A 14,706-nucleotide genomic window follows, 5' to 3' on the forward strand; every position below is an offset into this window, starting at 1 on the left:
CGTTCTATCTTCGGGACACACGGATGCGTCAATTCATTCCCTCGGTGCGCGAAATCATCATCTTTGCGGTGCTGTCGATCACGATGGCGATCGTCGTCTCGTCGTTCATGAACGCCGCGTCGCACGATCTGGGCCTGTCGTTCCTGGCGATGCCGCTGTTCGTCTTCTCGGCCATCCTCGGCCTGCGCCGCAACTGGGCCCGCAACGCCGCCGAAACCGATAGCACCTCCGCCTGAACGAGCGTACGTCGGTGTGACGTTGGACGGTTGGCGGAGCGATCCTCAGGCCACGTCGCGTGGGAGCGGTCCGTCAGACGGTACTAAGTCGGTACTTGGCCGACGGGTATCGCAGTCCCATCGCATCGTTGCATTTTTCACTTGCATCGCGCCATGCCAGATGGAACCATCCGTACTCCACCAGGAGGGATGCGCGATGGCCGACGACAACGAGTACGACCTGAACCCTGAGCAATCCGCCGAACGCTCGCTGGCGGGTCAGCCGATCTATCGTCACAAGGAACGCACCAAACCGTTCGAGCCGGCGGTGGGGGACATGGAGACGATCGGCGCGGTCGAGGCGCACATCGCGGCCCACCTGGGCGAGGTCGACAGCGTCTTCCACGAGATCATCAGCGATCTGGTGCACATCGACGTGCACGTGGTAAAGCCGACCGATGATCGCCCATGGTACTCGCTGGTGACCAGCGGCATGAGCGACCGGCCGATGAACACGCCCGAGGGCGCGCACGACGTTCGCTTCGCCGAACTCATGATCAACCTGCCGGCCGATTGGCCACTGGAATCGAAGGACAAGCCCGGGCAGATCAACAGCGACCCCAAGGCGTACTGGCCGATCGGCTGGTTGAAGATGATCGCCCGCATGCCGCACGAGTACTCGACATGGGTTGGCTTTGGCCACACGATCCCAAACGGCGACCCGGCCGAGCCGTTCGCCGACAACACGAAGTTCATCGGCTCGATCCTGTTGCCACCGCTCCTGACGCCGGAGGGGTTTCACGAGCTGAAGCTGGAGGGGCGCACGGTCCACTTCTACGCGCTCTGTCCGCTGTACTCCGAGGAGATGGACCAGAAACTGAAGGGCGGCACCGAGTCGCTGTTCGCGGCCTTCGAGAAGGCCGGCGTGCCGCCTACGGAGGTGGAAGTCGTCACGCTGGGTCGAAAGAACGCCTGCAAGCGCAAGGGCTGGTGGCCGTTCTAAGGGCCGTTCGCGCACCGCGCGTCTTCAGATGGGCTATGATGGGGGAGAATGCCCGCAGCGCCACCGCGACAATCTCTCGTCGTCCTGTTCGACGGCCAGTGCAACCTGTGCAACGGCGCGGTCAACTTCCTGATCGATCGCGACCACGGTCGGCGGTTCAAGTTCGCCAGCCAGCAATCGGCCGCGGGCAAGGAACTGCTCGCCAGCTACGATCAACCCATCAATTTGAAGACTTTGGTCGTGATCGATCGCGGCCAAGCCTTCACCCGTTCCGCGGCCGTCTTGCGCTTGGTGCGGCACCTGCCGTTTCCATGGCCACTGCTCCAGGTCGGCGTTGCGATCCCGCGACCGATCGCCGACTGGCTGTACGATCGCGTGGCGGGCAACCGCTACCGCCTGTTTGGCCGGTCCGATGCCTGCCGTATGCCGACACCTGAGCTGGCGGATCGCTTCCTGGGTTAGCGGCTGGCCGACCCATCCTTTCAAAACCGGCGCGGACTTCCCCGCTGACACATCCAACCCGCCTCTGCCGTGCGTAGGATGGGGCGTGTATTACGAACTGACTGATGCCATCGTCGTGAAGACCGACCTGCAGGCCACTTGGGCGTTCTTCGGCCGGGCTGAGAATTTGCCCGACATCACGCCCCCATGGATGAACTTCGAGGTGCTGGCCGACGGGCCGATCAACATCGGCCAGGGCACGCACATCGACTACCGCATTCGCTGGGCGGGCATTCCGCTGCGTTGGCGCACGCGCATTATCGACTGGTCGCCACCGCGGCAGTTCATCGATCTGCAGCTGAGCGGGCCGTACGACCTTTGGCATCACCAGCACACGTTCGAACAGGTCGAAGACGGCACCCTCTGCCGCGACCGCGTGCTCTACCGTGTGCCGTTCGGGCCACTGGGCCGCATCGCCAACGCATTGATGGTGCGCCGGCAACTCATTGAGATCTTCGAGTACCGCCGGACGAAGATCGCCGAGCGAATGGGGCTGGTGAGGGCGGTGCAGGCGAAGGTGGAGATACGCAAAGTGTGAGCGAGCGCCGAGCGACCGGTCGGCGCAAGTTGTCATCCCGAGCGGAGCCCAGGGCGACGGGAGGGATCTCGATAGGCGAGCGATGTTCGGCCGTGGGAGATCCCTCAGGTCGGCAAGCCTCCCATCGGGATGACAGCCAATGCCGACTGACGGTGTCGCACGAAGCTAGCGGTTCGCCAACTCGTCCCCTCCGCCGTTCTGCGCATAGTCAACCGCCACCGTCACGGTTACGATTGCCGGCCTCATGAGCGAATCCCTCGGCACGCTTTGCATCGTCCTTCATGGTCACCTGCCGTACGTCCTGCACCACGGTTCCTGGCCGCACGGTGAGGCGTGGCTGTACGAGGCGGCCGCCGAGACGTACCTGCCGTTGCTCGACATGGTCGGTGAAGCCGCGTTGATGAAGTCGCGGCCGGCCTTAACCATCGGCCTGACGCCCATCCTGCTCGAACAGCTGTCGCACCAGCGCTTCAAGGACGGCTTCATCATCTACTGCAACGAGCGCATCGCCCGCGCCAAGCAGGACGAGGCCGACTTCAAGAAGGCCGGCGACGGGCACAAGGCCTACCTTGCGCAACGCTGGCAGGACTGGTACGGCAAGAAGCTCGAGCACTTCGACCGCATCGGCCGCGACATCCCCGGCGAGTTCGGCAAGCGCTTCCGGGAAGGGCACATCCAGATCCTCACCAGCAACGCGACGCACGCCTACATGCCGCTGCTGCTGAACGACCAGATGATGGCCGCCCAGATGAGCGCCGGCGTGAACACCAGCAAGCGCGTGCTTGGCATTCAGCCCCGCGGCATGTGGCTGCCCGAGTGCGCCTATCGCCCCAACTGGGATCACTGGATGCCCGCCGTCCTGTACGACAACCCGCGACAACGCCCCGGCGTCGAGAAGTTCATCGCCGACGCCGGCGTCACACATTTCTTCGTCGACACCCACATGGTCACCGGCGGCCAACCACTCGGCATCTACGAGAAGGGCAACTTCCGCACGGTTGGTGAACAACAGCTCCACTGGGACCAAAAACGCGGCTGGCGTCATCCGCTGGAACCCACCGGCGTTGCCAGCTGGCCCGAGGCCCCGAAAACCTTCGCCTTCGCCCGCCACCCCAAGATCAGCGAACAGGTCTGGAGCGGTTCCATCGGCTACCCCGGCGCCGGCCAGTACATGGAATTCCACCGCAAGCACGGCGACCGCGGCCTGCGCTACCACAAGGTCACCAGCAACAAGACCGCCCTCAGCGACAAGGAGCTCTACTACCCCGACGACATCCCCGCCAAGGTCTTCGAACACGCGCAGCATTTCGTCAACGTGGTCAAGCAGGTCTTAGGCGAATACAAGTTCTGGTCCGGCCGCGAGGGCGTCTGCGTCGCGCCGTTCGACGCGGAACTCTTCGGCCACTGGTGGTTCGAGGGCGTGCAGTTTTTACGCGACGTCATCCTCACCCTCGCCAACGACAGCCAGGTGAAGCTGATGACGGCTGAAGAAGCCATGTACCACCACCCGCCCGACAAGGTCATGCGCCTGCCCGAGGGCAGCTGGGGCGAGAACGGCAACCACAGCGTCTGGATCAACGACAAGGTCAAGTGGATGTGGGAGATCGAGTACCGCGCCGAAGGCCGCATGCTCAAGCTGCTCCACGAGCTGCCCTGGCAGACCAACGCCAAGGTCAAGGAACTGATGGACCGCGGCGCCCGCGAGTTGCTGCTGCTGCAAGCCAGCGACTGGCCCTTCGTCATCCACACCCAGGGTGCCGTCGACTACGGCATCCAACGCTTCAGCGGCCACGCCACCAACTACGACCGCATGATGACCCTCGCCGAGAAGGTCGCCAAGGGTCAGGAACTGGACGAGGTCGACAACGCCGAGATCCGCGAGGTCGATCTGCACGACAGCGTGTTCCTGGACGTGGACCTGAACTGGTGGATGTAGACGCGCAAGCTCTCCTTACGCTTCACTTTGAGTAGACGTTGCCGCCTGTGACGACTGCCGCTGCAGTACGCGGTAGCGGTCGGCCACGCGCTCGCGCATCCGCGTCGAAACGATTGCATCTCGTATGGGGACCGGGTTATACTCGGTCGTTAGGGCACGTATCACAAGTCCTACGGGCACTAATTAGGAATGAGGAGTCGCAGGTTGGCGCATGCGCCGTCTGCACAAGGGAGATCGACCATGCGCAATCGCGTTCTCGTGGGCCAACGGCGTTTATCTTTGGCACTGATGGCCTTCGCAGGCCTGTCTCTGGGCACGCCCGCGTTCGGGGCGAAGATCCTCATGGATTTCGGCAACACGGCGACCGGCACCGACGCGGTCGGGCGCGCGTGGAACAACATCGGGACGGCCAACGATACCGTGCCGAACAAGGTGCTGAACGACACCACGGGCACCGACAGCGGCTACCGGCTGACGATCGCCAACCCGCCCGGCACCACGAACGCCGTCGGCTTCAATGCCGAGAACACCAACGGCACGCCGACGCCGAGCGGCCAGGCGGCTGCGCGCAGCTATCCCAGCACGGCCACGGAAGACAACCTGTACGGCAACGTCGGTACGTTTAATGGCTTGGTCGTGCAGGGCGTCCGCCTGACGTTCTCGAACCTCAGCCCGACCGAGGTCTACAGCCTCGACTTCTTCGCCTCGCGCCTGTTCGTCTCCGACAACCGCGAGACCGAGTACGCCGTCACCGGGGCCGCCGGCACGACCAGCGTCTTCCTGAACCCGTCGAACAACGAAGGCAACGTCGTCGGCGTGTCGGGCATCAGCCCCGTCGAGACGACGTCCGGCTCGGGCCTGTGGCAGATCGTCGTCGACATCGACGCCGGCCCGAACAACAACAACACCAGCAAGTTCTTCCACGTCAGCGTCGCCGAACTGAACTCCACGCTGGTGCCGGAGCCGGCGTCGCTTGGCCTGCTGGGTGGGGCGCTCGTCCTGCTCGGCCGCCGTCGCCGCGTCTGACCGATGACGTGCAGCGGGGCGGGGCGATGTCGCCCCGCCCTGCGCCGTTACTCCTTCCGCCACACCTTCAGCGACTTCAGCACCATCGCGCCCGAGCCGTCCTCGTACTTCGACTCCGGCTTCGCCTTCACGGCGACGTTGGTTAATGGGTACCAGGTTTCGCCTTTAAAGGGGTTGGCGTACTGCATCGTTTCCACGCCGTCGACGAACATCGTGATCAGGTCCTCATCCACCGTCACGGCGAAGGTGTGGAAGTCGCTGTCGAGCGTGTTGGGCAGGCCGAAGGTCGACATCTTCATGCGCATGGCGGGGCGGGTGAACGTGCGCTGCAGCTTGTCGCCACCGTGCAGGTTGGTGGAGAGATCGGACGCGAAGACCCACGACCCGTTGTAGCCAAACCCCTCGTACACGTCGATCTCCGGCGGCCAGCCCGCCACCGGCAATAGCCACAGCGCCGGCCACGATCCCTTGCGGTTGGGCATCTTCGCGACCCACTCCACGCTGCCGTACTTGAAGTACGTCTCCGGCGTCTTATGGCCCGACAGTGCCGGGTGCCGGGTGCCACGGTTTGGTACTCCAAGCCGTGCTTGAGGCCGTGGGGAAAGACACGGCACGGAGTACCGTACCGTGGCACCCGGCGGGGCGGGGCGGGACGCGGCGGGCACGGGATTCCGGGCAGTGGGTCCGTTTGAAGTGGCACGGGTTTCCAACCCGTGTTCTGGAGCGAAGACACGGGTTGAAAACCCGTGCCACGGGGGAAGGTGTTGAAACTGACCCACTACCGGATTCCGATCCGGGGGCAGGGGATTCTATTTCATGGGCACGGAACGTCGTTCCATGGACACGGAATGGCGTTCGGAGGGTACGGAATCCCATTCCATAGGCACGGAACGTCGTTCCGGGGGCACGGGGTTCCATTCCGCGGGCATGGAACGTCGTTCCGGCGGCACGGGGTTCCGTTCCGCGGGCACGGAATGGCGTTCCGGGGGCACGAGGTGGCGTTCCGTGGGCACGGGGTGGCGTTCCGGGGGCATGGGGTGGCGGGTCGGGTGGGGGGCGATGGGGCTGGGGGGCGGTGGGGGCGGTTATTCTGGGACGGGGTGGGGGCGTGGCGACGGGCGGGGGGATTTGGTTGCGGCGGCGCTTCAGTCGCGCGGCGGGCGGGCCGATGGAAGGGGGGTGGGGCGATCGTCGTGATCGCCGTCGGCGGCGCGGCTGGTCGTGTGACCGGCGATCGCGCGGATCGGGCCGGGCGGCGGGCGGTGCCCAACGTGGAACGGAGTCGAATCATGGGAATGGTGCCCGAGAGGAAGCAGGAGAAGATCGCGTTCTTCGAGACGCACGTGCAGGCGTTGCTGACGAACGCCACGGCGATCGGGACGAGCACGGCGGCGGTGACGGACCTGCAGACGAAGACGCAGGGCGCGCGCACGCTGTATCAGGCGCAGCTGTCGGCGCAGGCGGCGGCGAAGCTGGCGGTGCAGGCGGCCGACCAGGCGGTGGAGCAGATGGCGATCGCCGGCGCGGCGGTCATCGAGCAGGTGCGGGCCAAGGCGCGCATGTCGGGCGACGGCATCTACACGCTGGCGGGCCTGCCGGCGCCGGCCACGCCCGCGGCGGTGGGCAACCCCGGCGAGCCGACGCAGTTGAAGGTGACGCTGAACACCAACGGCTCGCTCGACCTGCGGTTCGCCTGCAAGAACCCGGCGGGCTGCCACGGCGTGATCTACCAGGTCTACCGCAGGGTGGCGTCGACCGGCGAGTACCACTACATCGGCGGCAGCGGGCAGCGGTCGTTCACCGACACCACGGTGCCGGCGGGCGTGCCGAGCGTGATGTACCAGATCCAGGCGACGCGCTCGACGGCGGTCGGCAAGGTCGGCGAGTTCGTCGTGAACTTCGGCGTGACCCCCACCGGCATGACGACGACGGTGAGCAGCGCCAACACCGGCACGCCGGCGAAGATCGCGGCGTAGGCCGACGTCTGACATTTGCAGTTTGACGTGAAGAACGGGGCGCGGCCTGTGTGGCGCGCCCCGTTCCTTTGCGCGCCGAGATGCGAAGGGCGGAGCAGGAAGGGCAAGCCGCGCGTGCCACCGGCGGCTTGCCCGCCCGTGTCTTCGTTCCACAGAAACAGCCACGGGCGGGCAAGCCGCCGGTGGCACACTGCGGTCGGTGGGCGTCAGAGCGGTCCTCACTTCAGACTTCATTCTTCCGGGAACTTTCCGGATGGCGGTGCGTCCAAACGGGCAGACTTTCAACGAAGGAGCCGGTTATGCGGAAGCGTCGATTGGGATTGATGGCGTTGGTGGCGGCGGGGGCGTCGGTGGCATTCCTGCCGGGTGGGGTGGTGCGGGGGCATGAGCCGATCGTGGTGGATCATGGGCAGCGGCATCGGCAGCCGGTGATACAGATCGCGTTGCTATTGGATACGTCCAACAGCATGGATGGGTTGATCGATCAGGCCCGCACGCAGCTGTGGGCGATCGTCAACGAGTTCGCACGGTGCAAGCGGGACGGGCAGAGCCCGCGGTTGCAGGTGGCGTTGTACGAGTATGGGAACGACGGGCTGCCGAGCGCCAACGGGCACGTGCGGCTGGTGCAGCCGTTCACGGGCGATCTGGATTTGGTCAGCGAGAAGCTGTGGGGCCTGCGCACCAACGGTGGCAGCGAGTTTTGCGGGACGGTGATCGGGGCGGCGACCCGCGAGCTGGTGTGGGCCGATGAGAAGGACGCGTACCGCGCGATCTTCATCGCGGGGAACGAGCCGTTCACCCAGGGCGAGGTGGACTATCGCTCGGCGATCGGCATGGCGGTGGGCAGGGGCGTGATCGTCAACACGATTCACTGCGGCGATGACAACGCTGGCCGATCGGGCCAGTGGGCGGACGGGGCGCGGCTGGGGGAGGGGCGGTATCTGTGGATCGACCAGAACCGGGCGGCGCCGGCGGTCATCGCGCCGCAGGATGAGAAGATCCGCAAGCTGTCGCTGGAGCTGAACGAGACGTACGTGCCGTACGGCGATGCGGGGGCGGTCGGCGCCCTGCGGCAGGCGAATCAGGACATGGTCGCCACCAGTGCCCCCAGCGCCGCCGCGGCCGGGGCGGACGTGCAGCGGGCGGTGGCAAAGGCCAATGCGCAGTACAACAACGCCAAGTGGGACCTGGTGGATGCGCTGAAGGACGGCGAGGTGAAACTGGAAGCGCTGCCGGCCGAGGCGTTGCCCGAGCCGATGAAGGAGCTGTCGAAGGAAGAGCGGGCGAAGTACGTGGAAGGGCAGGCCACCAAGCGCGCGGAACTGCAGCAGCAGATCAACGCGCTGAACGATGAGCGTGGGAAGTACGTGGCGGAGAAGGAAAAGGAACAGGCCAAGGGTGGGGCGGAGACGCTGAACAGCGCGGTGATCAAGGTCGTCCGCGAACAACTGGCGGAGCGGCAGTTTGAGGTGGAGAAGTAGGGAGTGCGGGGAGGCGGCGGGAGACGCCGTGGGGCGGGCGTCTTCTGCCGGCCTTTGGGGAGGGGAAGCGAAATCCCAAGCCCCAATGCCAAACAAAATCCCAAAGACCAAATCCCAATCAGAGGGATTTCCTGCTCTGTGTCTGCCTCTGTGCTCTCTGTGTCCTCTGTGGTTCAACCTCTTCTACGCGCCACCTTCGCGATTCCTTCGCGTCTAACTCTTCTTCATTGAATACGGGGGGACAAGCAGACAGGGGGGGAGAGACAGGCAAGGAATGCCTGTCCTACCGAAGAGCCAAAGATCGCAGCTGACGCACGTTGTTCGCGCGGCGCATAAAAAAGCACGGACCGGCAGAGGGGCCCGTGCTGGTAACGAAGTGCGAGCGGCAACACACCACTCAGACGACCGACTCCTGGTTCGTCGGTACACCTCGTCTGCGATCGTCTCGGGCGTAAACCCGAATTGGCTGTCTGGTAGAGGGATGGCCCGGATTGGGGTCGGATGGCTGGCCAGCGCTGGCCGGGAAAGCCAGGTTGGCGTATGCTAGCCGTTACATCCTTGCGGGCCTTTGCTGCCCATAGAGACGACTGGCAGCGTGAAAAGTTACAACAAGGAAAGTTTTCCCGTTATCGCGGTCCTAGCGGCGTCGACTGTAGCCTTGGGAGGACGTTCTGCGCGCAACGAGTCTGATTGCTGATGAGCCTGTCGAGACCCTGCTGGCGGAGTTTTCCGCCAGTGGGCAGCAGCAGGTGTTCGAGGAGATCGTCCGGCGATACGCCGGGATGGTCTTCTCGGTCTGCCTGCGCACGTGTAAAGATGCCCACGATGCCGAGGACGCCACGCAGGCGGTCTTCCTGGCGCTGGCGGTACAGTGCAAAAGCGGCAACCCGGTGCGCCACTTGCCGGCGTGGTTGCGGCAGGTCGCCAAGCGAACCAGCCTAGACGTGCGCAAGAGCCGCAAGCGACGGGAAGCGCGCGAGGCCCGCCGCAGTGCGGAGAACAACGGCATTATCAACGACGACGATAAGCCGTCGGCGATGGACCTGAGCGAGATCGGGCACGTTCTAAGTGAAGAACTGGCCAAGCTGCCGGCGAAGTATCGGTTGCCGTTGGTGTCGCTGTACTTTGGTGGGTTGTCGCGCGAGGAGATCGCCGAACAACTGGGCCTGAAGCCCGGTGCGCTGGGCGTGCGGCTGCACCGCGCCCGCACGATGCTCGGCGAACGCTTGAAGCGTCGCGGGGCGATCACCGATGGCGCCGTGCTGTCGGCCGGCATGGCGCCGCTGCTGGAGACGGCGTTCGGACAAGCGCTGACGCAGCGCACGGTGGACGCGGCCGCGCAAGTGATGCTCGGGCACAGCCTGAGTGGCGCGGTGTCGGCCAACGTGTTGGCGCTGATGAACGGCACGTACACGGTGGTGTCGCTCGGCAAGCTGAAGATCGTCGCGTCCGTCGTGATGCTGCTGGCAACCGTAGCGGGGGGCAGCATGGCGGCGGTGCGGGCGCCGGAATCGATCCCCAGCCTCGTAACGCACGTACGGCAGTGGATCGAAGGTTTACGCTTCGAGTTCCACCTGCCCCGGTTTGAACTGCAGGCGTCGGCGAACGACCCGGTGCCACAGCCTGCCTTGCCGCAGGATCGTTACGCGACCGCGCCCGAAGGAATGTCGCCCGAGGCGATGATCGGCGACGTGGCGCACGCCCCGCAACCAACGACCTTCGTGCCCGCGCCGCAGCCTGCTCAGTCGCCGGCGCCCGCGCCGCGGACGACGCCATCCCTACTGCCGCCGCCAGGCCCGCGCGGCAACCCGTTCCCCACGGTGATCGCCAGCACGTCGACGTCGACATCCAGCAGTATGAACCTGCCCGACCCGATCGTTCGCGAGGACGACCGGGACGAGGTGGACGCGCAACAGCGCGCCGCGGCCAACGAACCCTCGCGTCGGCCGCCCGCGGCACCGACGGCGGGCTCGCCGGTGGATGGGCAGGATGCGATCGCGTCGATCGCGCCGACGTATGTCGGCACGAGCAGTGGGGCCGTCGGCGTCTCGCACGCGCCATCGCAGGGGTCCGCCTTCATCGCCTCTGCGGCCCGGCGGCCGATGCGCGGGCGCATCGCGGGGCCCACCGTTTCCGTCGGCGCGGCCGCCGGCACCTCCGGCACGCTTTCGATCGATGGCGGCACGCTCGTCGCGGGCCTTGAAGACATCGGCCGGGAGGGCCAGGGCACGCTCGCGCAGAACGGTGGGCTGAACATCACCACGCAGTTGCTGTTGGGCGAAGGGGCCGGCGGCTCGGGAACCTACCTGTTGCGGCGCGGCGAACTGCGCTTTGCGCGCAACGGGTCGAGCGCGTCCGTGGGCATGGTCGTCGGTGGGCGCGGCCGCGGCACGCTGCTGCTGGGCGATGCGCTCGGCAGCGGGAACATCACGACCGAGCCGCTCAGCGGCGTTCCCATCGGCACGCTGCCTCTGCCGCTCACGGATCGTCCGTTCGTGATCGTGCGCGGCAGCGACATGGGCTCGGGTGTCGTGCGCGGCTGGGGGCGCATCGACGCGCCCGGCGGCACGTTCGTCAACAACGGACAGGTGATCGCCGACGGCTACGGGCAGGACCGAGAACTGGCGCTGGCCGACTTCGCGCAGGTCGACAACCTCATCGAGAACCCGACCATCGGTGGCAACAACGGCTGGTTCGCGCAGAACCGCGGGCAACTCACGTTGCCCGCGCACGCGTCGGCCACTTCGCCGAACACGTTCACGTGGGGCGAGAGCCAAACCGACGTCACGCTGGATCTGGTGAACAGCGTTCGGCTGGTCATCGATCCGCCGCCGCAGATCGTGACGGTCTCGCTGCTGTCGACCGACCGCAGCGATATCCCGCAATTGCCCGGCGGGCACAGCTTCATCGGCGTCTGGTCGCTGGACACGGGTGACGTGGTGCCCGACAGCGTCGACGTCAGCGTTCGCTACGACGACGCGCTGGCGACCAACCGCGGGCTGGACGAGTCTGGGCTGAAGCTGTGGCGTTACGCCGACGGCGACTGGTCGCTGGTAACCGGGCAGACGTTCTGGCGCGATGTCGACAACAACCTCATCGGCGGCAAGACCGATGGGTTGACCTTGTTCGCCATCTCCGCGCCCGAGCCCGGCGCGGTCACGACGCTATTGGGTCTAGGTGCCGCGGCGCTGCTGCGTCGGCGACGGCGCTAATCCGTACCACGGGCGGCTCGCCCGTGCCTTTGCGTTCCAAACGAAAGAGCATGAACGGGCCGCCTATGGCGAGAGATGCCTGGTCGTCACATCGCGACGGCTTGAGACCTCCGCCGAGCGGTTCCAATCTTCCATTCACCAGCGCGCCTAGCATAGGCAATGTCCTCCGCTCAGCTCTTCGAACCGTTCCAGCTTCGATCGATCACCCTCCGCAATCGCATTGGCGTTGCGCCGATGTGCCAGTACAGCGCAACCGACGGCGTGCCCAACGACTGGCACTTCGTGCACCTGGGCTCGCGCGCAGTCGGTGGGGCGGCGCTGGTGATGAGCGAGGCGACCGCGGTTGCGGATATCGGCCGCATCTCGCCCGGCGACACGGGCATCTGGAACGATGAGCAGGTGGATGCGTGGCGGCGGATCACGCGGTTCATCGAGCAGCACGGCGCGGTGCCGGCGATTCAACTCGCCCACGCCGGTTGGAAGGCCTCTACCGCGGCCCCGTGGGATGGCGGCAAGGCCGTGGCGCCCGAGCAGGGCGGCTGGCAACCGATCGGCGTCGCCGGCGACGCGTTCGCGCCCCACTATCCTTCGCCGCGACAGGCGTCCGCGGCCGACATCGATTCGATCTGCCTCCAGTTCCGCGACGCCACTCGCCGCGCGATCGATGCCGGCTTTAAGGTCTTCGAGATCCACGCGGCCCACGGCTACCTGCTGCACAGCTTTTACTCGCCACTGTCGAACCGGAGGACCGACGACTTCGGTGGCTCGTTCGAAAACCGCACGCGGTTGCTGATGCAAGTCGTGCGCGACGTACGGCAGATCATCCCCGACCACCTGCCCGTAGTCGTGCGACTCTCCTGCACCGATTGGACCGAGGGCGGCTGGACGATCGACGACTCGGTGCGCCTCGCGACCCAACTGAAGCAGGCGGGCGTCGACGCGATCGACTGCAGTTCGGGCGGCGTCTCGCGCAGCGCGAAGATCCCCGTTGGCCCCGGCTACCAGGTGGAACTGGCCGCTGCGGTGCGGCGAGGCGCGGGCATCGCGACCGCCGCCGTCGGCATGATCACCGAGCCGCACCAGGCCGAGACGATCTTGCGCACCGGGCAGGCCGACCTGGTGTTTCTCGCGCGCGAGCTGCTGCGCGATCCCTACTGGCCGCGCCGGGCAGCTGATGCCCTGCGCGCGAAGATCACGCCGCCGGTGCAGTACGAACGTGCGTGGTAGCTCTACATGTTCGTGATGTTCGGGGCTGAGGGCTCTGAGGGCTAGTTATCGATCGTCCGTTCGAGCGTGCGTTCGCCGAGCGATACGTTGAGTGGGTACCGCTCCGCCATCGGCACGGTCACCTTCCACGCATGGCCATCAACCGACGCCTTCTCGCCCGCGACGCTGACCGAGGCGTCGGGGGAAACTTCGCCTTCGATCGTTGTCTTGCCGTCGGCGCTTTCCTTCTTCGTAACCACTACGAAAGGCGCCTTGGCGATCATTGCCTTGTGGTAATCGAACAGCACCTGCAGCTTCGGTGGGTCGACCGGCGCATTGCCCGGCCCGTCGGCCATGTTGTGGATCGCGGTCCTCAGCTCGGTGTCGTTCAGCTCGTCGATGGCCGCGTCACCGTAGGCTGAGCCATACTCGCCATGGCAGGTGGCGCAGCTCGTCTCGAAATAGGTGAACGCAGCGAACGACTGCACCGCGATCGGAGTCGCCGATGGAGTGGTCGTCGCACGGGTCGTCGCCGGTTGACTCGCTGGCGCGGCCGCCCTGATCGGCGTCACCTCAACTTGAAACGCCAGCGCAGCGGCGATGATCGCTACGGCGAGCACGATGAGGATGTTGCGCTTGCGTCGTTTCATCATTGGCATAGCACCGCTCCACACGAACAGGCACTGAACTTTAGCGATGCAGATCGCGTTTGTCGGCGGAGAAAGTCTGCCGGTGCCGGTCGCGCGTCACGGGCGGTTCCCTTGTCACCCGGCGAACCCTGCGTACCCTTAGCCGCCATGAAGATCGTTCGCTTTATCCACGCAGGCGCCACCCACTTTGGTCGACAGATCGACGATAGCACCGCCGAGATCATCGAGGGGGACCTGTTCAACTCGCTGCACCTCACCGGCCGCACCGTGCGCATCGAGAAATTTCTGGCACCGATCGTGCCCACGGACATCCTCTGCATCGGGCTGAACTACCGCAAGCACGCAGAAGAGAGCAACTCGGCCATCCCGAAGCACCCGATGCTCTTCATCAAGTCGAGCAACACGCTCAACAACCCCGGCGACCCGATCCGCATTCCACGCTTAAGCCGCGAGATCGACTATGAGGCCGAACTGACGGTGGTGATCGGCAAGACGGCGACCGACGTCAGCCCGGCCGACGCGCTGAGCTACGTCTTCGGCTACACGATCGGCAACGACGTGTCGGCCCGCGACTGGCAGCGCGACAAGAACCTCGGTGGTGGGCAGTTTGCGCGCGGCAAGAGCTTCGACGGCTTCTGCCCGCTGGGCCCGGCGATCGTCACCAGCGACGAGATCGAGAACCCCAACAACCTGTCGATCAAAACCACGCTCAACGGGCAAACCGTGCAGGACTGGACGACCGCCGACATGATCTTCGACGTCGCCAGCATTATTTCGAGCCTCAGCAGCACGATGACGCTGCGCCCCGGCGCGGTCATCCTCACCGGCACGCCGCACGGCGTGGGCTTCGCCCGCACGCCACCTTTGTGGATGACGGCCGGCGATCGCGTGGCGATCGAGATCGAGGGGCTCGGCCGACTGGAAAATCTTGTGGTCTAATCCCGCATTTTCCGATTGGCGGG

Annotated in this window: 13 protein-coding genes; 11 read left to right on the top strand and 2 right to left on the bottom strand. The window is 65.7% G+C overall.

Annotation, left to right across the window (positions count from 1 at the left end):
- Nucleotides 1-23 precede the first annotated feature (23 nt).
- From VGN72_23060 to VGN72_23085, 6 genes are all read left to right on the top strand, one after another.
- On the top strand, nucleotides 24-236 hold the full coding sequence (locus VGN72_23060; GenBank protein HEV7302237.1) for a hypothetical protein: 213 nt from the start codon (nucleotides 24-26) through the stop codon (nucleotides 234-236).
- A 196-nt stretch (nucleotides 237-432) separates the two neighbouring features.
- Nucleotides 433-1,218 carry a suppressor of fused domain protein gene (locus VGN72_23065; protein ID HEV7302238.1) on the top strand — a complete coding sequence of 262 codons (786 nt, stop codon included), beginning with the start codon at nucleotides 433-435 and terminating at the stop codon, nucleotides 1,216-1,218.
- Between the two features lie 48 nt (nucleotides 1,219-1,266).
- Entirely contained in the window at nucleotides 1,267-1,680 is a 414-nt protein-coding gene (locus tag VGN72_23070; protein HEV7302239.1) for a thiol-disulfide oxidoreductase DCC family protein, read from the top strand.
- Nucleotides 1,681-1,765: 85 nt separating this feature from the next.
- Entirely contained in the window at nucleotides 1,766-2,257 is a 492-nt protein-coding gene (locus VGN72_23075; protein ID HEV7302240.1) for an SRPBCC family protein, read from the top strand.
- Between the two features lie 244 nt (nucleotides 2,258-2,501).
- Entirely contained in the window at nucleotides 2,502-4,193 is a 1,692-nt protein-coding gene (locus VGN72_23080; GenBank protein ID HEV7302241.1) for a 1,4-alpha-glucan branching protein domain-containing protein, read from the top strand.
- Between the two features lie 240 nt (nucleotides 4,194-4,433).
- On the top strand, nucleotides 4,434-5,219 hold the full coding sequence (locus VGN72_23085) for a PEP-CTERM sorting domain-containing protein (protein HEV7302242.1): 786 nt from the start codon (nucleotides 4,434-4,436) through the stop codon (nucleotides 5,217-5,219).
- A 47-nt stretch (nucleotides 5,220-5,266) separates the two neighbouring features.
- Here VGN72_23085 and VGN72_23090 read toward each other — a convergent pair whose 3' ends face one another.
- Nucleotides 5,267-5,998, bottom strand: coding sequence for a family 16 glycosylhydrolase (locus tag VGN72_23090; protein ID HEV7302243.1), 732 nt, complete (start codon nucleotides 5,996-5,998; stop codon nucleotides 5,267-5,269).
- Nucleotides 5,999-6,508: 510 nt separating this feature from the next.
- Here VGN72_23090 and VGN72_23095 point away from each other — a divergent pair.
- The 4 genes from VGN72_23095 (at nucleotide 6,509) to VGN72_23110 (ending at nucleotide 13,115) form a co-directional block, all read left to right on the top strand.
- The gene (locus VGN72_23095; protein ID HEV7302244.1) at nucleotides 6,509-7,195 is read left to right on the top strand and encodes a hypothetical protein; all 687 of its coding nucleotides are present in this window, start codon (nucleotides 6,509-6,511) and stop codon (nucleotides 7,193-7,195) included.
- Nucleotides 7,196-7,494: 299 nt separating this feature from the next.
- Nucleotides 7,495-8,676, top strand: a complete 1,182-nt coding sequence (locus tag VGN72_23100; GenBank protein ID HEV7302245.1) for a hypothetical protein — start codon at nucleotides 7,495-7,497, stop codon at nucleotides 8,674-8,676.
- Between the two features lie 749 nt (nucleotides 8,677-9,425).
- Complete coding sequence (locus tag VGN72_23105; GenBank protein ID HEV7302246.1) at nucleotides 9,426-11,888, top strand: sigma-70 family RNA polymerase sigma factor; 2,463 nt, start codon at nucleotides 9,426-9,428, stop codon at nucleotides 11,886-11,888.
- 159 nt (nucleotides 11,889-12,047) lie between these two features.
- Entirely contained in the window at nucleotides 12,048-13,115 is a 1,068-nt protein-coding gene (locus tag VGN72_23110) for an NADH:flavin oxidoreductase/NADH oxidase (GenBank protein ID HEV7302247.1), read from the top strand.
- A gap of 41 nt (nucleotides 13,116-13,156) precedes the next feature.
- Here the strand turns inward: VGN72_23110 and VGN72_23115 are convergent, their stop codons facing one another.
- Nucleotides 13,157-13,747, bottom strand: a complete 591-nt coding sequence (locus tag VGN72_23115) for a hypothetical protein (GenBank protein HEV7302248.1) — start codon at nucleotides 13,745-13,747, stop codon at nucleotides 13,157-13,159.
- A gap of 144 nt (nucleotides 13,748-13,891) precedes the next feature.
- On the opposite strand from VGN72_23115, the gene VGN72_23120 reads away from it, so the two are divergent.
- Nucleotides 13,892-14,683, top strand: a complete 792-nt coding sequence (locus VGN72_23120) for a fumarylacetoacetate hydrolase family protein (GenBank protein ID HEV7302249.1) — start codon at nucleotides 13,892-13,894, stop codon at nucleotides 14,681-14,683.
- The last annotated feature ends 23 nt before the right edge of the window (nucleotides 14,684-14,706 follow it).

The organism is Tepidisphaeraceae bacterium (assembly GCA_035998445.1).
Taxonomy (GTDB): Bacteria; Planctomycetota; Phycisphaerae; order Tepidisphaerales; family Tepidisphaeraceae; genus DASYHQ01.